17 protein-coding genes are annotated in these 18,790 nt (G+C 72.7%); 12 read left to right on the forward strand and 5 right to left on the reverse strand.

Features of this window, described 5'->3' with window-relative positions:
* Positions 1–90: 90 nt before the first annotated feature.
* The 5 genes from ACZ52C_RS08735 to ACZ52C_RS08755 all read left to right on the forward strand — a co-directional run bounded on the left by ACZ52C_RS08735 (position 91) and on the right by ACZ52C_RS08755 (position 7,274).
* Positions 91–1,317, forward strand: a complete 1,227-nt coding sequence (locus tag ACZ52C_RS08735) for a sensor histidine kinase (RefSeq protein WP_469074012.1) — start codon at positions 91–93, stop codon at positions 1,315–1,317.
* Positions 1,318–1,587: 270 nt separating this feature from the next.
* On the forward strand, positions 1,588–2,925 hold the full coding sequence (locus ACZ52C_RS08740) for a sensor histidine kinase (protein WP_469074181.1): 1,338 nt from the start codon (positions 1,588–1,590) through the stop codon (positions 2,923–2,925).
* Positions 2,926–3,401: 476 nt separating this feature from the next.
* Positions 3,402–4,061 carry a LuxR C-terminal-related transcriptional regulator gene (locus tag ACZ52C_RS08745; RefSeq protein ID WP_469074182.1) on the forward strand — a complete coding sequence of 220 codons (660 nt, stop codon included), beginning with the start codon at positions 3,402–3,404 and terminating at the stop codon, positions 4,059–4,061.
* 185 nt (positions 4,062–4,246) lie between these two features.
* Positions 4,247–6,184 carry a 2-oxoacid:acceptor oxidoreductase subunit alpha gene (locus ACZ52C_RS08750; RefSeq protein WP_469074013.1) on the forward strand — a complete coding sequence of 646 codons (1,938 nt, stop codon included), beginning with the start codon at positions 4,247–4,249 and terminating at the stop codon, positions 6,182–6,184.
* Positions 6,177–7,274, forward strand: a complete 1,098-nt coding sequence (locus ACZ52C_RS08755) for a 2-oxoacid:ferredoxin oxidoreductase subunit beta (RefSeq protein ID WP_469074014.1) — start codon at positions 6,177–6,179, stop codon at positions 7,272–7,274. Before ACZ52C_RS08750 ends, ACZ52C_RS08755 begins: the two co-directional genes overlap by 8 nt.
* A 49-nt stretch (positions 7,275–7,323) precedes the next feature.
* Here the strand turns inward: ACZ52C_RS08755 and ACZ52C_RS08760 are convergent, their stop codons facing one another.
* The gene (locus ACZ52C_RS08760; protein ID WP_469074015.1) at positions 7,324–7,719 is read right to left on the reverse strand and encodes a winged helix-turn-helix transcriptional regulator; all 396 of its coding nucleotides are present in this window, start codon (positions 7,717–7,719) and stop codon (positions 7,324–7,326) included.
* A 91-nt stretch (positions 7,720–7,810) separates the two neighbouring features.
* Here ACZ52C_RS08760 and ACZ52C_RS08765 point away from each other — a divergent pair, with 91 nt between their 5' ends.
* From ACZ52C_RS08765 to ACZ52C_RS08775, 3 genes are all read left to right on the forward strand, one after another.
* The gene (locus ACZ52C_RS08765) at positions 7,811–8,665 is read left to right on the forward strand and encodes an SDR family oxidoreductase (RefSeq protein ID WP_469074016.1); all 855 of its coding nucleotides are present in this window, start codon (positions 7,811–7,813) and stop codon (positions 8,663–8,665) included.
* 196 nt (positions 8,666–8,861) lie between these two features.
* Complete coding sequence (rarD, locus tag ACZ52C_RS08770; protein ID WP_469074017.1) at positions 8,862–9,821, forward strand: EamA family transporter RarD; 960 nt, start codon at positions 8,862–8,864, stop codon at positions 9,819–9,821.
* Between the two features lie 119 nt (positions 9,822–9,940).
* Positions 9,941–10,918: a M28 family metallopeptidase gene (locus tag ACZ52C_RS08775; protein ID WP_469074018.1), complete on the forward strand. Its 978-nt coding sequence runs from the start codon at positions 9,941–9,943 to the stop codon at positions 10,916–10,918.
* 163 nt (positions 10,919–11,081) lie between these two features.
* Here the strand turns inward: ACZ52C_RS08775 and ACZ52C_RS08780 are convergent, their stop codons facing one another.
* From ACZ52C_RS08780 to ACZ52C_RS08795, 4 genes are all read right to left on the reverse strand, one after another.
* Complete coding sequence (locus ACZ52C_RS08780; RefSeq protein ID WP_469074019.1) at positions 11,082–11,732, reverse strand: hypothetical protein; 651 nt, start codon at positions 11,730–11,732, stop codon at positions 11,082–11,084.
* A complete protein-coding gene (locus ACZ52C_RS08785; protein ID WP_469074020.1) occupies positions 11,722–14,097 on the reverse strand; it encodes a hypothetical protein in 2,376 nt (791 codons plus the stop codon). Before ACZ52C_RS08785 ends, ACZ52C_RS08780 begins: the two co-directional genes overlap by 11 nt.
* Before the next feature lie 7 nt (positions 14,098–14,104).
* Positions 14,105–14,920: a hypothetical protein gene (locus tag ACZ52C_RS08790; RefSeq protein WP_469074183.1), complete on the reverse strand. Its 816-nt coding sequence runs from the start codon at positions 14,918–14,920 to the stop codon at positions 14,105–14,107.
* A gap of 104 nt (positions 14,921–15,024) precedes the next feature.
* Positions 15,025–16,059, reverse strand: a complete 1,035-nt coding sequence (locus tag ACZ52C_RS08795; RefSeq protein WP_469074021.1) for a peptidoglycan DD-metalloendopeptidase family protein — start codon at positions 16,057–16,059, stop codon at positions 15,025–15,027.
* 342 nt (positions 16,060–16,401) lie between these two features.
* Between ACZ52C_RS08795 and ACZ52C_RS08800 the strand changes: the two genes are divergently transcribed.
* The 4 genes from ACZ52C_RS08800 to ACZ52C_RS08815 all read left to right on the forward strand — a co-directional run bounded on the left by ACZ52C_RS08800 (position 16,402) and on the right by ACZ52C_RS08815 (position 18,790).
* A complete protein-coding gene (locus ACZ52C_RS08800) occupies positions 16,402–16,950 on the forward strand; it encodes a DUF6668 family protein (protein WP_319103038.1) in 549 nt (182 codons plus the stop codon).
* Positions 16,947–17,207, forward strand: a complete 261-nt coding sequence (locus ACZ52C_RS08805; protein WP_469074022.1) for a hypothetical protein — start codon at positions 16,947–16,949, stop codon at positions 17,205–17,207. The genes ACZ52C_RS08800 and ACZ52C_RS08805 overlap by 4 nt, the downstream gene beginning before the upstream one ends.
* A 448-nt stretch (positions 17,208–17,655) precedes the next feature.
* Complete coding sequence (locus ACZ52C_RS08810; RefSeq protein ID WP_045559387.1) at positions 17,656–17,952, forward strand: hypothetical protein; 297 nt, start codon at positions 17,656–17,658, stop codon at positions 17,950–17,952.
* A gap of 31 nt (positions 17,953–17,983) precedes the next feature.
* A complete protein-coding gene (locus ACZ52C_RS08815; RefSeq protein ID WP_469074023.1) occupies positions 17,984–18,790 on the forward strand; it encodes a DUF8175 domain-containg protein in 807 nt (268 codons plus the stop codon).

The following is an 18,790-nucleotide window of genomic DNA, read 5'->3' on the forward strand; positions in this document are numbered from 1 at the left end:
CGGGATGACACGGGGTGGGGTTTTCCCCAGGGTGGCCGGGGCGGTCCGCCTCATGGCGCGGGGCGGGACCGGGCGGGCAGGCTGGTGGGCATGACCGAACCCCTCTCTTCTCCGACCGGCTCCGGGCGGCCGTACGGTCGTCCGCTGCCGTCCAGTCACACGCCTTCGGACCCGCTGCCGCCCGCGACGTTCGCGTTCGGGGGGCAGACCTGGCGGGAGATCGCGCATCTGCTGGCCAATCTGCCGTTCGCGCTGCTCGGGTTCGTGTATGTGACGACGGTGCTGTTCACCAGCGCTCTGCTGACGTTGACGGTGATCGGTTTTCCCCTGCTCGCCGCCGCGCTGATGGGGGCCAGGCAGCTGGGGCGGCTGGAGCGGATGCGGGCGCGGGCGTTGCTGCGGGTGCGGGTGGACGAGCCGAGTCCGCTGCCGTTCCGCGGGAGCGGGCGGCGCGCGGACGAGGGCTTCTTCACGCAGGTGTGGATGAGCGTGAAGGATCCGGTCGGCTGGCGTTCGATGCTGTACGAGCTGATCCGGATGCCGTGGGCGATCACGACGTTCGTCGTCACCCTGACGGGGTTGTTCGTGGCGTGGCCGGTGCTGCCGTACATCGTGCGGGGGCTGACGAACGTGGACCGGGTGATGGTGCGGTCGCTGTTGTCGCCGTCCGACGAGCTGGAGCGGCGGATCGCCGAACTGGAGTCCGATCGGGGGGTCGTCGTCGACACGGCGGCGGCCGACCTGCGGCGCATCGAGCGGGATCTGCACGACGGGGCGCAGGCCCGGCTGGTGAATCTGGCGATGGGGCTCGGGCTCGCGAAGGAGAAGCTGCTGGAGGATCCCGACGCGGCCGCCACGATGGTGGAGGAGGCGCACGGCGAGGTGAAGCTGGCGTTGCAGGAGCTGCGGGACCTGGCGCGGGGCATCCATCCGGCGGTGCTGACGGACCGGGGGCTGGATGCCGCGTTGTCGGCGGTGGCCGCGCGGTGCACGGCGCCGGTGAAGGTGACCGTGGATCTGGCGACGCGGCCCGCCGCGGCGATCGAGGGCATCGCGTACTTCACCGTCTCCGAGCTGCTGCAGAACATCAGCAAGCACAGTGGGGCGAAGGCCGCTGCGGTGGAGGTGTGGCGGTCCGACGACCGGCTGCTGATCCAGGTGTGGGACGACGGGCGTGGGGGTGCGCGGCTCGACGGGGGGAGCGGGATCGCCGGGCTGGCGGAGCGGCTGGACGCGGTGGACGGGTTGTTCGTGATCGAGTCGCCGGTGGGTGGGCCTACGACGGTGACGGCGGAGTTGCCCTGGCGGGGGCGGTAGCGCGCGGCGGTGGGGTGGGGCGCCTACTCGTGGTGGGTGCCCCTTCTTCGTGGGCGGGCGCGGGTGAGTCGGGCTTCTCGCGCAGTTCCCCGCGCCCCTGAGAAGCAGGGGCTGCGCCCCGTGCTTTTCGGCCGCAGCTCTGAGAGCCCAGGGGGTGGGGAAAACCCCCCAGCCGAGACGCCGACCCGCTCCATGGTTCCGATGGGCCGGGGACAGCAAGGTGGGAGTACGACATCGGGACTGCGGGATCGGCGGAGGCGGGCGACGGTGATGGCCACGGAGTACGGGCACGGGTACGGGTACGGGAGTGGGGACGGGGAGCGGCGGCGTCGGATGCCGGCCGGGTTGCGGGCGCCGTTCGAGGCGCGCAGCTGGCGGGAGCTCGGGTATGTGCTGCTGGGGCTGCCGATCGGGATCCTGCTGTTCACGTACGCCGTGACGATGGTGTCGGTGGGTGCCGGGCTGCTGATCACCTTCCTCGGGGTGCCGGTGCTGGCGGCGGGGCTGGCCGGGTGCCGGGGGTTCGGCGCGCTGGAGCGGGCGCGGGCGCGGGCGTTGCTCGGGGTGGACGTGGCCGCGCCGGAGCCGCTGAGGCCGAGGGGGCGCGGGGCGCTGGCGTGGATGGGCGCCGTGCTGCGCAGCGGGGCGTCGTGGCGGCAGCTGCTGTACGCGGTCGCGCAGTTCCCGTGGTCGGTGTTCTCGTTCGTGGTGGCGGTGACCTTCTGGACGTACGGGTGGGCGCTGCTGACGTATCCGCTGTGGTTCTGGGTGTTCCCCGTGTGGGCCGGGCAGGACGGGTTGCAGCTCTACGGGGACGAGACGCGCTCCGTGTATCTGGACAACCCGTTCGAGGTGACCGTGACCGCGCTGGTGGGGCTGCTCTTCACGATGGCCACGCCGTGGATCGTGCGGGGTCTGACCATGGTCGACCGGGGCATGGTGGTCACGCTGCTGGGGCCGTCGCGGCTGGGGGCGCGGGTCGTCGAGCTGGAGTCGGACCGTGGGGTCGTGGTCGACACGGCGGCAGCCGATCTGCGGCGCATCGAGCGGGATCTGCACGACGGGGCGCAGGCCCGGCTGGTGGCGCTGGCGATGGATCTGGGGCTGGCGAAGGAGAAGCTGGCGGAGGATCCCCGGGCGGCGGCGGTGATGGTCGACTCGGCCCACGGCGAGGTGAAGACGGCGCTCCAGGAGCTGCGGGACCTGGCGCGGGGGATCCATCCGGCGGTGCTGACGGACCGGGGGCTCGACGCGGCGCTGTCCTCGGTCGCCTCGCGGTGCGCGGTGCCGGTGGTGGTGGAGGTGGACCTGCCGGCGCGGCCGGTGCCGGCGATCGAGGGCATCGCGTACTTCACCGTGTCCGAGCTGCTGCAGAACGTCAGCAAGCACGCGAGGGCGTCGCGGGCGACCGTGGACGTGTGGAAGCTCGAGAACCGGCTGATGCTCCAGGTCATCGACGACGGTGTGGGCGGCGCCGACACCGGGGCGGGGTCCGGGCTGGCGGGGCTCGCCGAGCGGATCGGGGCGGTCGACGGGATCCTCGTCGTCGACTCGCCTGCGGGCGGGCCGACCCGGGTGACGGCGGAGCTGCCCTGGCGGGCGGTCTGATCGGGGCGGGGGCCCTGCGGGGCTTGGGGCGCCTTGTCGCCGTGGGGGGCCTGGCGCCGTGGGCGGGTGCGGGTCCGGTGGGGGTTCTCGCGCCGTTCCCCGCGCCCCCCAGTCGCCGTGGATGGCTCGTCGCCATGGGCGGGTGCCGGTCCGGTGGGGGTTCTCGCGCCGTTCCCCGCGCCCCCAGTCGCCGTGGACGGCCTGGCGCCATGAGCGGGCGCCGGTCCCGTGGGGGTTCTCGCGCCGTTCCCCGCGCCCCCAGTCGCCGTGGACGGCCTGGCGCCATGAGCGGCTACCGGTCCCGTGGGGGATCTCGCGCAGTTTTCCGCGCCCCTGAAGAGCAGGGGCTGCGCCCCTTGCCCTTTCTTCCCTGTCCCTGATTTCTCGTTGGTGCGGGTCACGGGCGTTCCGATGCTGGAATGCTGGGGGCTGTCGCGGTACGGGGTGCAGTGGGGGGAACAGGCGTGGAGGACAGGGTGCGGGTGGTCATCGCCGAGGATTCGGTGCTGTTGCGGGAGGGGCTGACGCGGCTGTTGACCGACCGGGGGCACGACGTCGTCGCGGGTGTCGGGGACGGGAACGCCCTGATCAAGACGATCACCGAGTTCGCGGCGCAGGACGACCTCCCGGACGTGGTCGTCGCCGATGTGCGGATGCCGCCGACCCACACCGACGAGGGCGTGCGGGCCGCCGTGCAGCTGCGGAAGTCGCATCCGGAGCTGGGTGTGCTCGTGCTGTCGCAGTACGTGGAGGAGCGGTACGCCACCGAGCTGCTCGCCGGGTCCAGTCGTGGCGTGGGCTATCTGCTGAAGGACCGGGTGGCCGAGGTACGGGAGTTCGTCGACGCCGTGGTGCGGGTCGCGCGGGGCGGTACGGCGCTGGACCCGGAAGTGGTCGCGCAGTTGCTCGGGCGGAGCCGGAAGCAGGACGTGGTGGCGGGACTCACCCCCCGGGAGCGCGAGGTGCTGGGGCTGATGGCGGAGGGGCGGACCAACTCGGCGATCGCCCGGCAGCTGGTCGTCAGCGACGGGGCCGTCGAGAAGCACGTCAGCAACATCTTCCTGAAGCTCGGGCTGTCGCCGAGCGACGGGGACCACCGACGGGTGCTGGCAGTGCTCACCTATTTGAATTCATGATTCTGAATTCATGATTTTCTGACACCGTGCCAGAAGGGGCTCCCGATTCCTTTCGCGCCTCTTCTCGTCCGGCCTCCTCGTGGAGAAGTCGAGTCGTTCTGGAGGCGTGCCGACGTAGGGTTGGTCTTGGGAGGGCCGGCGGGACGGCCGTTCCCGGACAGCCGCCTCAAGGGAGGTCCAGTTCAGTGACCAGCCAGGTCAGCAGCCCAGCGGAGCCGGCCGACGAGGCCGCTCTGGGAGAACTGAGAGAACAGCGCGATCCGGCGAGGACGAAGGGCGTCCGCCGACTCGATCGGGTGATCATTCGGTTCGCCGGGGACTCCGGTGACGGTATGCAGCTCACCGGCGACCGCTTCACCTCCGAGACCGCCACCTTCGGCAACGACCTCTCCACCCTGCCGAACTTCCCCGCCGAGATCCGCGCCCCGGCCGGCACCCTGCCGGGCGTCTCCAGCTTCCAGCTGCACTTCGCCGACCACGACATCCTCACCCCGGGTGACGCGCCCAACGTGCTCGTCGCGATGAACCCGGCCGCGCTCAGGGCGAACATCGGGGACGTGCCGCGCGGCGCCGAGGTCATCGTCAACACCGACGAGTTCACCAAACGGGCGATGCAGAAGGTCGGGTACACGACCAGCCCGCTGGAGGACGGGTCGCTGGACGGGTACAGCCTCCATCCGGTGCCGCTGACCACCCTGACCGTCGAGGCGCTCAAGGAGTTCGACCTCAGCCGCAAGGAGGCCGAGCGCAGCAAGAACATGTTCGCGCTGGGGCTGCTGTCGTGGATGTACCACCGGCCGACCGAGGGCACGGAGAAGTTCCTGGCGGCCAAGTTCGCCAAGAAGCCGGAGATCGCGGCCGCCAACCTGGCCGCCTTCCGGGCGGGCTGGAACTTCGGGGAGACCACCGAGGACTTCGCGGTCAGTTACGAGATCGCCCCGGCGACGCAGGCCTTCCCGGTGGGGACGTACCGGAACATCTCCGGGAACCTGGCGCTGTCGTACGGGCTGATCGCGGCCTCGCGGCAGGCCGATCTGCCGCTCTACCTGGGCTCGTACCCGATCACCCCGGCCTCGGACATCCTGCACGAGCTGAGCCGGCACAAGAACTTCGGGGTGCGGACCTTCCAGGCGGAGGACGAGATCGCGGGTATCGGGGCCGCGCTGGGGGCCGCCTTCGGGGGGTCGCTCGCGGTCACGACGACCTCCGGGCCGGGTGTGGCGCTGAAGTCGGAGACCATCGGGCTCGCCGTCTCGCTCGAACTGCCGCTGCTCGTCGTCGACATCCAGCGCGGCGGGCCGTCCACGGGGCTGCCGACCAAGACCGAGCAGGCGGATCTGCTCCAGGCCATGTACGGGCGCAACGGCGAGGCCCCGGTGCCGGTCATCGCGCCGCGCACCCCGGCCGACTGTTTCGACGCGGCCCTGGAGGCCGCCCGGATCGCGCTGACGTACCGCACGCCCGTGTTCCTGCTGTCGGACGGCTACCTGGCCAACGGCAGCGAGCCCTGGCGCATCCCCGAGCTCGACGAACTGCCGGATCTGACCGTGCAGTTCACCCAGGGGCCCAACCACACGCTCGACGACGGCACCGAGGTCTTCTGGCCGTACAAGCGTGATCCGCAGACCCTGGCCCGGCCGTGGGCCGTGCCGGGGACGCCGGGCCTGGAACACCGCATCGGTGGCATCGAGAAGCAGGACGGCACGGGCAACATCTCCTACGACCCGGCCAACCACGACTTCATGGTGCGCATCCGGCAGGCCAAGATCGACGGGATCGACGTGCCCGATGTCGAGGTCGACGATCCGCACGGGGCGCGCACGCTCGTCCTGGGCTGGGGGTCGACGTACGGGCCGATCACGGCGGCGGTACGGCGGCTGCGCACGGCCGGCGAGTCCATCGCGCAGGCCCATCTGCGTCACCTCAACCCCTTCCCGCGCAATCTCGGGGCGGTGCTGCGGTGTTACGACAAGGTGGTGATCCCGGAGATGAACCTCGGGCAGCTCGCCCTGCTCGTCCGGTCGAAGTACCTGGTCGACGCCCACTCGTACAACCAGGTGAACGGCATGCCGTTCAAGGCGGAGCAGCTGGCCACGGCTCTGAAGGAGGCCATCGATGACTGACCTCGGCAATGAGCTGCTGCAACTGGTCCCCAAGGCCACGGCCCGGCAGTCCATGAAGGACTTCAAGTCCGACCAGGAAGTGCGCTGGTGCCCCGGCTGCGGTGACTACGCGATCCTCGCCGCCGTCCAGGGCTTCATGCCGGAACTGGGGCTGGCCAAGGAGAACATCGTCTTCGTCTCGGGCATCGGCTGCTCGTCCCGCTTCCCGTACTACATGGACACCTACGGGATGCACTCCATCCACGGGCGGGCGCCGGCGATCGCGACCGGGCTCGCCACCTCGCGGCGGGATCTGTCCGTCTGGGTGGTGACCGGCGACGGGGACGCGCTGTCCATCGGCGGCAACCATCTGATCCACGCCCTGCGGCGCAATGTGAACCTGAAGATCCTGCTCTTCAACAACCGGATCTACGGTCTGACGAAGGGGCAGTACTCCCCCACGTCGGAGGTCGGGAAGATCACCAAGTCGACGCCGATGGGGTCGCTGGACGCGCCCTTCAACCCGGTGTCGCTGGCGCTCGGGGCGGAGGCGTCGTTCGTGGCGCGGACCGTGGACTCCGACCGCAAGCATCTGACGGAGGTGCTGCGGCAGGCCGCCGCCCACCCGGGCACGGCGCTGGTGGAGATCTACCAGAACTGCAACATCTTCAACGACGGCGCCTTCGAGGTCCTCAAGGACCGGCAGCGGGCCGAGGAGGCCGTGATCCGGCTGGAGCACGGCGAGCCGATCCGGTTCGGGGCTGGGGGCACCTCCCGCTCGAGCGAAGCCGAGAGTGGGGGAGGCGGGCGCGGCGTCGTACGGGACGAGGCGACCGGCGATCTGAAGGTGGTCACCGTGACCGCGGAGAACGAGTCCCGGATCCTGGTCCACGACGCGCACGCGGCGTCGCCCACCACGGCGTTCGCGCTGTCGCGGCTGGCCGATCCGGACACCCTGCACCACACCCCGATCGGAGTCCTGCGCTCCGTCGAACGGCCCGTCTACGACACGCAGATGGCCGACCAGATCGGCACCGCCGTCGACCGGCACGGCAAGGGCGACCTCTCGGCGCTGCTGGCCGGCGGCGACACCTGGACGGTGGTCGGCTGAGCCGCGCCCGACCGGGGCGGACGACCGGCCGACGGGGCCCGGGGCTGCTTCAGCCCCGGGCCTCGTCGTACGTCCGCCGGGCCCGCTCCACGTCGTCCATGCGGTCCCTGGTCCAGGCCGCCAGGGCGCGCACCTGCTCGGCGGCCTCGCGGCCGAGGTCGGTGAGGGAGTAGTCGACGCGGGGCGGGATGACGGGCTTGGCGTCGCGGTGGACGAGGCCGTCGCGCTCCAGGGTCTGGAGGGTCTGGGTGAGCATCTTCTCGCTGACCCGGCCGATGGCCCGGCGCAGCTCGCTGAAGCGGTACGGCCGCTCCAGCAGCTCGATCAGGACGAGGACGCCCCAGCGGCTGGTGACGTGCTCCAGGACGAGGCGGTACGGGCACATGCCCTCGGGGCCCGTGTCGTACGTGGCGGCGGGCTGCGGCGACACCTTGCTTACGGCCATGCCAGTACCTTACTTCAAAGTGGGTACTTTCGAAGAGTTAGTGCACCCCCTAGGGTGAGTGACGCACCCCGCCCCCTGGAGGAGTTTCACCATGAGCATCGTCGTCACCGGAGCCACCGGACACCTCGGTACGTTCGTCGTCGAGGGCCTGCTGGAGAAGGTACCGGCCGAGCAGATCACGGCCGTCGTCCGCAGCGCGGAGAAGGCCGCCGGACTCGCGGCGCGCGGCGTGAAGATCGCCGTCGCCGACTACAGCGCCCCCGAGACCTTCGACGGCGTCCTCGCCGCCGGCGACAAGGTGCTGCTGATCTCCGGCAGCGAGGTCGGCGGCGACCGGGTGGGCCAGCACAAGGTCGTGATCGACGCCGCCAAGGCCGCGGGCGTGGCGCTCCTCGCGTACACCAGCGCGCCGGGCAGCCTGACGGCCGCCCTCGCCGACGACCACCGGGGCACCGAGGAGGCGCTGCTCGCGTCCGGGCTGCCCTACACCCTGCTGCGCAACGGCTGGTACAACGAGAACTACACCGAGCAGCTCGCGCCGGTGCTGGAGTACAACGCCGTCACCCACGCCGCCGGTGAGGGCCGGGTCTCCTCCGCGGCCCGCGCGGACTACGCGGCCGCCGCCGTCGCCGTGCTGACCGGTGAGGGCCACGAGAACCAGACCTACGAGCTGGGCGGCGACACCGCGTGGAGCTTCGCCGAGTACGCGGCCGAGCTGAGCCGGCAGACCGGCAAGGAGATAGCGAACAACCCCGTCCCCGTGGAGGCGCTCACCGGCATCCTGACCGGCGCCGGGCTCCCCCCGTTCCTCGCCGAGATCCTCGCGGGCGTCGACGCGTCCGTGGCCAAGGGCGAGCTGGTCGTCTCCTCCGGCGACCTCTCCCGCCTCATCGGCCGCCCGACCACGCCGATCGAGGAGTCGATCACGGCGGCGCTGAAGGCGTGACCCGCCGGGACTGAGCCCGCGCACGCCGGGGCCGCGCGCCCCGGACGGCGCCCCGGACTCCCCCTCGGGGCGCCCACCCCCGGCTGTCATGACCGTATCGCGATACGGGCATGACAGCCGGGGGTGCTCGGCGTTACCTTCGGGAGGGCTGAGGGTTCGGGGTCGCGGCGGTGCGGCCGGGCGAGGAGGAGGGGCCGTGGCGGCGCAGTCGAGGGGCGAACACCGGATAGGACTGCTGAACGGCTTCGCCGCGTACGGGATGTGGGGGCTCGTCCCGCTCTTCTGGCCGCTGCTGAAGCCCTCGGGCGCGGTGGAGATCCTCGCCCACCGCATGGTCTGGTCCCTCGCGGTCGTCGCCGTCGTCCTGCTGGTGCTGCGGCGCTGGTCCTGGGCCGGTGAGCTGCTGCGGCAACCGCGCAAGCTCGCCCTGATCACGGTCGCGGCGGCCACGATCACCGTCAACTGGGGCGTCTACATCTGGGCCGTCAACACCCACCAGGTGGTCGAGGCCTCCCTCGGGTACTTCATCAACCCGCTCGTCACCATCGCCATCGGCGTCCTGCTGCTGAAGGAACGGCTGCGGCCCGTCCAGTGGACGGCGGTCGGCGTCGGCCTCGCGGCCGTCCTCGTCCTCACGGTCGGCTACGGGCGGCCGCCGTGGATCTCCCTCTGCCTCGCCTTCTCCTTCGCCACGTACGGGCTGGTGAAGAAGAAGGTCAACCTGGGCGGCGTGGAGTCGCTCGCCGCCGAGACCGCGATCCAGTTCCTGCCCGCCCTGGCCTATCTGCTGTGGCTGGGCTCGCGCGGGGACGCCACCTTCGGTCCGCACGGAACGGGCCACGCGCTGCTGCTCGCCGCGACCGGACTGGTGACCGCCCTGCCACTGGTCTGCTTCGGGGCGGCCGCGATCCGGGTGCCGCTGTCCACGCTGGGGCTGCTGCAGTATCTGGCGCCGGTGTTCCAGTTCCTGCTGGGCGTCCTCTACTTCGGTGAGGCCATGCCGCCCGAGCGGTGGGCGGGCTTCGCCCTGGTGTGGCTGGCGCTGTCCCTGCTGACGTGGGACGCGCTGCGGACGGCTCGGGCGGCGCGGCGGCGACTGGAGGAGCTGAGCGTGGTCAGGGAGGCCGTCGAGGCGCGAACTCCGCTGGCCAAATAGCACCCTTGACGGAGAGTCAGTCCCGCCCGCACCATCCAGGCACCTCATTCACCGGGTTCGCCATGGACACATCAACAGTGTCGTCCGGGGCGGACCCATGGAATTCGGAGCCCCCCACCATGAAGCTCTCCGTTCCAGTCACGGGACGTGCCGCCGTCGCCACCGCCGTCACGGTGGCCACGCTGTTCACCACCGGTTCCATAGCGGGGGCGGCCCCCGCACCCGACCGGGCGGCCGCCGCTCCCGCCGCGACGATCGCCGCGGCGCCGGACCTGCCCGTGGCCAACGTCAAGGCCCACCTGGCCCAGCTCCAGTCCATCGCCACCGCCAACGGCGGCAACAGAGCCCACGGCCGGGCCGGCTACCTGGCGTCGCTGAACTACGTGAAGGGCAAGCTCGACGCGGCGGGCTTCACCACTGCCGTGCAGTCCTTCACGTCCGGCGGGCGCACCGGCTACAACCTGATCGCTGACTGGCCGGGCGGCGACACGAATCAGGTTGTCATGGCCGGTTCACATCTGGACAGTGTCTCCTCGGGCGCGGGCATCAACGACAACGGCAGCGGATCCGCCGCCGTGCTGGAGGCCGCGCTGACGGTGTCCCGCACGAACTACCAGCCCACGAAGCACCTGCGGTTCGCCTGGTGGGGCGCGGAGGAGCTGGGCCTCGTCGGCTCCCGCTACTACGTCAACAACCTCTCCTCCGCGAACCGGGCCCGCATCAGCGGCTACCTCAACTTCGACATGATCGGCTCGCCGAACCCCGGCTACTTCGTCTACGACGACGACCCCGTCATCGAGCAGACCTTCAAGGACTACTTCACGGGGATCGGCGTCCCGACCGAGATCGAGACCGAGGGCGACGGCCGCTCCGACCACGCGCCGTTCAAGAGCGCCGGGGTGCCCGTGGGCGGGCTCTTCACGGGGGCGAGCCGGACGAAGACCGCCGCGCAGGTCACCAAGTGGGGCGGTACGTCCGGCCAGGCCTTCGACCGCTGCTACCACTCGTCCTGCGACACCACGGCCAACATCAACGACACGGCGCTCGACCGGAACGGGGACGCGCTGGCGTACGCGGTGTGGGAGCTGTCGGAGTGAGGTCGCGGTGAGGTGTGACGCCCGGTAGGTGACGCGCCGGGTGGATGTCGTTCCGGGGTCGGCCGGCGGTGGGGAGCGCCGCGGTCGGCCCCGGGTGCGTGCGGGGTGCGCGGTGGCTGCCTACCGGGTGGTGCTCGGTGGTGCCGGGTGGGTGCGGTCCGGGTCAGCGTGACGGACGGTGGTCGGGGGCGGAGGCAGGGGTCGGCGGACGGTGGGTCGCGGCCGCGGCGTGGCGGGTCGTGAGGGCGTGGGTGTGTGCCGGGGTCACCGTCGTGGACCTGAGGCGGGACGCGACCGAGGTGGGCAGACCGGTGCCGTGGCCGAGGTCGGCGGCCACGGCGGAGCGGAGCGCGCCGAGCCGGGCCAGCCGGCCGCCCCGACGCTCCGGGGTGAGCGCCCCGACGTCGACGCCCAGCGCGGCCCGTACGACAGCGGGGTGCGTCGGGATGGGGGCGGCGCCCTCCTCGGGGGCGGGCGAGGGGCCGCGGCCGGCGGAGCGCAGGACCGCGGCACGGGTACGCCAACTCACGGTGCCGGTCAGCTCGTTGACGGTGACCTCTACTCGAGGGCGGGGCGGGGGGTGCGGTTCGTGGGACGACGGGGAGGCGGAGGGGGAACGGTGGCGGGCCGCGTGGGAGCGGGGGGTGGAGCTGTCGGGGGCGCGGCCGTTGCGTGCTTGGCCGAGGCCGTCGGCTGCGGCGGCGCGGTCGGGCGCGGCGGCGCCGTCGGGTGGGGCGGCGCCGTCGGGTGGGGCGGCGCCGTCGGGTGGGGTGCCGGGGCGGTGTCGGTGGCCTCGGATGGGGTTACTGGCCATGGGCGTACGGAGCGGAGTCGAGGGCGCGGGCCCGGTCGGTGAGGCGGGTCATGCGGGTGCGGGCCTTCTCCAGTTGCTCCAGGTCGTCGGCGGCGGGGCCGGCGTCCGCGGCGAGATCGGTCCAGACGGCGATCAGGTCGCGGCCCAGGTGCAGGCCCTGCAACGGGTCGCGGACCGCGCGCCAGGCGGCCGCCGCGCTCTGGATGTTGCCGTACGCGGCACGCTGGTCGCGCATACGGTGACGCAGACCCGCGAGGTCCAGGGAGAGGTGGAACGAGCGGAGCGCGTCACCGGCCAAGTAGGCGATGTAGGCGGTGAGTTCACGGAGCTTCAGGACCTCGGCGTGCTGGGGGCCCAGCGCCGCCGTCGCCTGGGCGACCGTCTGCTCGGCCATCTCCGCGGCTTCCTGGATGCGGCCCAGCTTCACGGCCTCGTTGATGCGGGTGACGGACTCCGCGAACGGTGACGGGGTGCCGCCGTCCTCCTCCGCCGGGTCCAGCACCGACTCGGCCACCGCGTCGAACTCCCGTACCGGCGCGGGCTTCGGCGCGTTGTCCTCCTCCAGCACCTTCCACTCGGGGGCGGAGTAGGCGTCGGACGCGGTCTCCTCCGGAGGGGCCAGGGTGGTGGGGGATACGGGCTCCGGGGCGGGGGCGTCGGTCGGGGCCGGGGGCCACGGCTGCGGGTTCAGGGAGGCCGGGGCCGGGCGGGGGGTGCCGGCCGGGGGCTGCGCCGGGGTCGCGGCCCGGTCCGGGTGCCAGGAGAGGGAGTCCGTCCCGGCCGGGGGCAGGTCGGGGTCCGTGAGCGGACCGAACTCGCCGGTCGGGGGCGAGACGGTGCCCGCGGCCGGGGCGGCGTCCTGGACGGGCTCGGGTGCCGAGGGTCGGGCGTCGGCGTCCATCGGGATGCCCGGCATCGTCAGGGGGAGCCCCGGGGTGCGCGGTGGCTGCGCCAAGGGCCCCTCCTTCGGTTCCGGCACCGCGCGCAGCACGAAGGTCGACGGAGCGACTCCGCCCGACGCCGACTGCGACGCGTCGCCCCGGTCGCCGCGCCCGTCCTGCTGCTCCTTCGCCGCCGTGAGGGGCATGGTCCGCGGCTCCGGCTTCACGGGCCGCGCCGCGGGCTGCGCATAGGGGGCCGCGGCCGGGTCGGGTGTCGGCGCGGTGGTGGAGGACGGCGCTGGCCCGGACTGCGGGTCGTACGCGGGCTCGGGAGAGGGCGCGTGGGTGGGTGCGGGCGCGGGTGCGGGCGTCGGGTCGGCGAAGGGCCCCGATGTGGCCTTCGCCGCCGTCAGCGGAAGGGTGCTGGGCTCCCGCTTCGGGCGCTCGGGCTCCGGGGTGGGGCTGACCGGCTCCGCCGAGGGCGCCGGGCTGCCCGCCGCCAACCGCATCGTGCTCGGCTCCCGCTTCGCCTGCGGCTGTGCCTGCGGCTGCGGCTGCGGCTGCCACTGCGGGCGCGTCTCGGGCCGGGACGGCACCTGGGCCGGGGCCTGCCCGACCGACGGCGCCTGCCACTCGGCCGACCGGGACCGCGGCTCACCGTCCGCCTGCGGCTCCAGCCCGGACTCGCCCTGCTGCTGCCAGCCGGCGCGCTGCTGCTCTCCGCCGCCCTGCGGCTGCCACTCGGCCGCAGCCCGCCGCTCGGCGTCCGTCTGCGGCTCCCGCCCGGGCTCGGCCTGCGCGTGCTGTGCGGGGCGGGGCTGCCAGTTCGGGTCCTGGTGAGGGTGAGGGTGAGGGTGTGCAGGGGCGTGAGCCTGCGGGTGAGCGGCGTGCGCACCGCCCTGCTCCTGCCGGTGAGCGGCGTGCGAGCCGCCCTGTTCCTGCTGTTCCCGCGGGAGTTGGCCCGTGGCCGCCGACTCCGGTACCGCGCGCAGGACGTGCGTCGACCGGTCGCGGCGCGGGGTGGGGGCCGGTGCCGGGGACGGGGCCGAGGTGGGCGGTTCCGGTGCCGTCCATGCGGCCGTGCCCTCGCCGGGGTGGGCCGGCGCGGCCGTGCCCGGCGTCACTCGTCCCTCCCCCTCGCGCGCGGCCGCCGGCACTGCCACGAACCCCTTCGGCTCGCCCACCCGCACCGGCTCGCCGGCGTAGTGGCTGGAGCCGTCGACGTGGACCTGGAGGGGGACGACGTAACCGATGCGCTCGTCGTGGACGGTGGCCAGGACGGGGTGGCCCGTCGCCAGGGCCAGGCGGTGGAGATAGTCCAGGGCGGCGCTCTGGAGGGACTCCCCGGCGGCGGGCGGTACCGGCATGCCGCCGACCGTCGCGCCGGTCTCGGCCGAGACCCGTACGTCGATCGGGGTGAGCCCGGCCGGCACCCGCCCCGCGCGCTTGAGTTCCCGCTTCTGTTCGCGGCTGAGTCGAGTCATCGTTCCCTCACTCGGGTCGGTCAGAAGGAGAAGGAGAAACAGCGGTTGCGGCGGCCGAGGCCGTGGTGGACGGGTCCGGTGCCGGTATCGCTGCCTCCACCGTACGCACCTCGTCCACCCGCCACGGCTCGCCCTTGCCCGGGCGCACCAGCTTCACGTACACCGTGGCCTGAGGACCGGTGCCCGTCCAGCCGTCGCGGCCGTGTGCCGTGCCGTCGACGAAGAGGGCGCGGTAGGCGTCCCTGGCCGAGTCGGCGGGACCGTCCCCGTCGTCGTCCGGTTCGACCTCGACCGTGGTCCACGCGTCGTGCGCGGCCCAGGAGTTCCACTGTTCACCGGCGCCGCTCGCGGGGCGGTACGACCGCTCGGCCTTCGCCTTGGCGGGGGTGAACCAGCGCGCGGAGCGCAGTACGGCGTCGTGCGGGCCGGTGTCGTACTTGGTGTCGTAGCCGTAGGCGACCTGGGTCCAGGCCTCGGCGACGGCGGTCGCGTCCGTCTCGTCGACGCCGGTGGGCTTCGGGACGTGGGCGTCCGGACCGAGCGACTTCCCGGAGGGGAGGGGGGCCTTGGGGGTGAAGGGCGGTGCGGACGTGGCCGTGGAGCCGCCCGCGGTCTCGCGGTGGTCCTCCAGCCCGCAGGCGGTGAGGACCGCCACCCCGGTCACCGTCACGAGCACGGCCGCACCCGCCCGGCGGACCACACCCGTCCGCCGGACCGGCCCGGCACCGGCTCCGTGCCGCCCGCCGGGCAGCTGCGGTGTGCCCGGCACCCGCGCTCCCCCGCGCGCGTCACGCTCCTCGCGCCCGCCGCGTGCCTCGCGCATCGTGTTCACTCTCGTTCCCCTCCTCACCTCAGTGTCCTGCCCCGTCGAGCCGGTCGTCCACGCCGAACGACGCGCTGCTGTAGCCCACTTCGCCCTCGTCGTCACTACAGCCCCAGCCACGGCGCCGGATTCACGTACGCCCCGTTCTGCTGCACCTCGAAGTGGAGGTGCGCACCGGTCGAGTAGCCGGTCGAGCCGACGAGACCGACGCGCTGGCCCACCTTGACCTGGTCGCCGACGCCGACGCTCAGGCCGGACAGCATGTGGTTGTAGGTGGTGGAGATGGTGTCGCCGTCGATGGTCCCGTGGGAGATGACGACACGGTTGCCGTAGCCGTTGCTCCAGCCGGCGAAGGTGACCACGCCGTCGCGGGCGGCGAGCACCGGTGTGCCGGAGCCCGCGCCGAAGTCGATGCCGGTGTGGAGTTTGCGGACCCCGAGCGTGGGGTGCATGCGCCAGCCGTACGGGGAGGTCACGGGCGGGTTGCCGGAGAGCGGCATCGCCATCTGCCGGCCGGCCGGGAGCTTGCCGGGCGGGTCGTCGACCGACTCGTACTTGGAGATCAGGGACTTGATGCGGGTGACGTAGTTCTGCGTCTCGGTGTAGGGCGGGATGCCGCCGTACTTCTGCACGGCGCCCGGACCGGCGTTGTACGCGGCGAGGGCCAGGTCGAGGGTCTCGCCGGTCGCCTGGCCGCTGTCCTTGTAGCCCTGGACCTGCTTGGCGAGGGCGCAGTCGTAGCGGCCCTGCGCCATGATCGCGTCGCCGGGGTCGTACGGGGAGACGCGGCCGTTGCCGTCGTCGTCCTTGCCCCAGCTCGGCCAGGTGCCGGGCATGAACTGGCTCAGCCCCTCGGCGCCGACCGGGGACCTGGCGTTCGGGTTCCAGCCCGACTCGGCCTCGATCTGCGCGGCGATCACCGCCGGTTTGATGACGTCGCACATGGCGCCCGCCTTGAGCACCCACGGCACGTACTCGGCCGGTACCTGGCCCGACTTGAGGCCTCCTCCGACGCCCTGCTCCTCGGCGTCGGCTTCGCCGCCGCCGCTCACCGCGACCATCATGACCACCGGCATCAGCACGGCCGCCACGCAGCCGCCGACGACCCAGGTCGTGACGGACCCTCCCCCGTTGGACATCTGCTCCCCTCAGCGTCGAAGCGGCGGGACGACGGAATCCGGTGACGCTGTTCCGTCATGTTCCTGCCACTTGGGTCCAGTCAGACGAGTCTCTCCGCTCGCCCCCGCTCCCCGCGTCACCGGTGCGTCACAGGCTCGTCGCAGGAACTCACGTCCCGATTCCCAAGGCGCCCGCGCGCCGTGAAGATCGGGGGTGGGCGTCGCGCCGGGCACACGACGGCGGCGGGCACCCCGCCGGGTGCGACGGGCGCCACGGGCTCAGGAAGACTGCGACGGGCGGACCGCGACGAGCGGGCCGCCGCGATCAGCGGTGGAAACCGCGTTCAGCGGTGGAAACGGGGAGTGGTGGAGAGCGGTGATGCGGTGATGCGGCCGGAGACAGGACAGGCGGCGGCCGGGCCGGAGATCTGGGTGCGGGGCCCGGTGACGGAGCCCGAGGCACGGCCGCCGGATCCGGCGCCCCTGGCGGCGGCGAGCACACGACGGTTCTCCTGGGTCGCCACGCACGGCGGCGCCGGGTCCACCACCCTCGCGACGGTCTTCGGCGGTCATGACGCGGGCCGCAACTGGCCGCGTCCCGACCAGGGCGAGCCGGGCTCGGTGCTCCTGGTGGGGCGCACGCACGCCGCCGGGCTCGACGCGGTCTCGCACACCCTGGACATCTTCCGGCGGGGCGACGCGCCGCCGGGGCTCGACCTCGACGCGATCGTGCTGGTCGCGGACGCGCCCGGCCGGCTGCCCCGGCAGCTGGTGCAGCGCGTGAAGGTGATCGGTTCCGTCATCGACGTCTACCGCGTGCCCTGGGTGCCCGCCTGGCGCACCGGCGACCTCACCGGCCCGCCGCCCCGGGAGAGCGCGGCACTGGCCCGTCTGACCGGGAGGACCCCATGAGCAGCACCCTGTACGCCGCCGCCTCGACGCTGGCCGGGCCTCCGGCCGTGGTCACCAGCGAACTCAACTACGTGCTGAACATCCTCGCCTGGCTGGTCACGGCGGCCGGTGTGTGCGGGCTGCTGCTCGTGGGCTCGCGGATGGCGATCTCGCTGCGGTCCGGGGAGGGCGACGAGCATCTCAGCCAGTTCGCGATGGTGATGGGCGCCTGCATCATCGGCGCGACGGCCGGGCCGATCGTGGGGTTCGTGCTGTAGGGAGGCGCTCGGCAGAGCGGCGCGACGGCCCGCCGGTTCCTGGTGAACCGGCGGGCCGTCGTCATGCCCCCGGGCAGGTCCGGCCGCCCCACCCGGGCAGCATCCGCCGCCGCACCTGGGCGACTTCCCGTCGCCGTACCTGGGCCGCTTCCCGTCGCACACCGGTGCGAGACATTCCGCTCAGCCGCAGGTCCCGTTGTTTCTGACGCTCCGTCACTGTCCCGGACATGACGAGGAGTTCCCGTCTGTCACGAGCGCGTCACCGACAGGTGCTGGATCACTACATCGCTTGGTTTCGGCTCACAGCAGTCGCCAAGCTCACAGGGCGACCGGGAACCCGGGCACATCATGCCGGCCCCGAAAGCGACCCAATGTCCCATCCGCTCACATCGGTCGACGCCGGCCCGCCGCCCACGGCGGGACGGCCGGCACCACGGGGAGAAACCACATGCTGCACGCGATAGCCGCCAAGGCTCATCAGTCCGTCCTCCTGGCCGACGGCACGGTCCCCAACCCCAACCGCGACGCACCCGCCGAACTCACCGGCAAGGTCGACACCGTCCTCGGCATCGTCGCCTGGGCCGGCACCGCCGCCGGCGTCGCGGGTGTCCTGATCTGCGGCGCCATGATGGCGATCTCCATGCGCCGCGGCGAGGGCTCGGAGCACATGGGCCGACTCGGCATGGTCCTCGGCGGCTGTGTCCTGGTCGCCACCGCCGGCCCGCTCGTGAACTTCGTCTTCTAGTCGTCCGAGCACGTCGAAAGGGGGAGCGACGATGCTGAACTCCGGCCGGGCCCACGAGGGCAGCGGAGAGTGGGAGCAGCCGTTCTGGCAGCAGCGGGGCTGGATCCTGTCGGCCGGGTTCCTGGCGGTCCTGCTCGTCCTCGCCGTGCTCTTCGCGGTGACGGGCAACGGCGGCGAGGGGTCGTCCGGCGCGGCCGGCGATCCGGACCCGGCACCGACCTCGACCTCGACCTCGGACCCGGGCTCGGACAAGGGCGCGGACTCCGGGGGCGGTGACGGCGGTTCGGACAAGCGGCCCGCCGGCTGCCGCACCGACGACCGCGACCAGGCCGAGCCCACCGAGGCGCCGCGCGACTTCCACTGGAAGGCCAACGGCACCGGCCTGGTCCCGGTCTCCAAGAGCGCGGGACCGCGCACGTACGACGGTCCGGTCTGGTCCTGCTTCGCCCACACCCCGCTGGGCGCCGTGATGGCGGTCCACTCCATCACCGACCACCTCAGCTACGACGGCTGGCGCGAGGTCGTCGACCGTCAGGTCGTGCCGGGCGCGGGCCGTGACGCGCTGATCGCGAGCCGGTCCCAGGAGGCGGACAAGTCGACCACGGGCTCGCCGGACGCCGGTGGCTACGCCGGGTTCACGGTCCTGTCGTACGACGAGACCCAGGCGACCGTGATGGTCCTGGTGCGCGGCATGGGGGACGGCGGCTTCGGCTCCGCCTCGGTCACCGTGCGCTGGCGGGACGGCGACTGGAAACTTTCGCCGGACCCGGACGGCTCGGTCTACAGCGGAGTGTCGCAGGTCAGCGGCACCGACGGCTTCGTCACCTGGGAGGCGTGA

The sequence above is a fragment of the Streptomyces sp. NPDC034049 genome, from assembly GCF_055575575.1.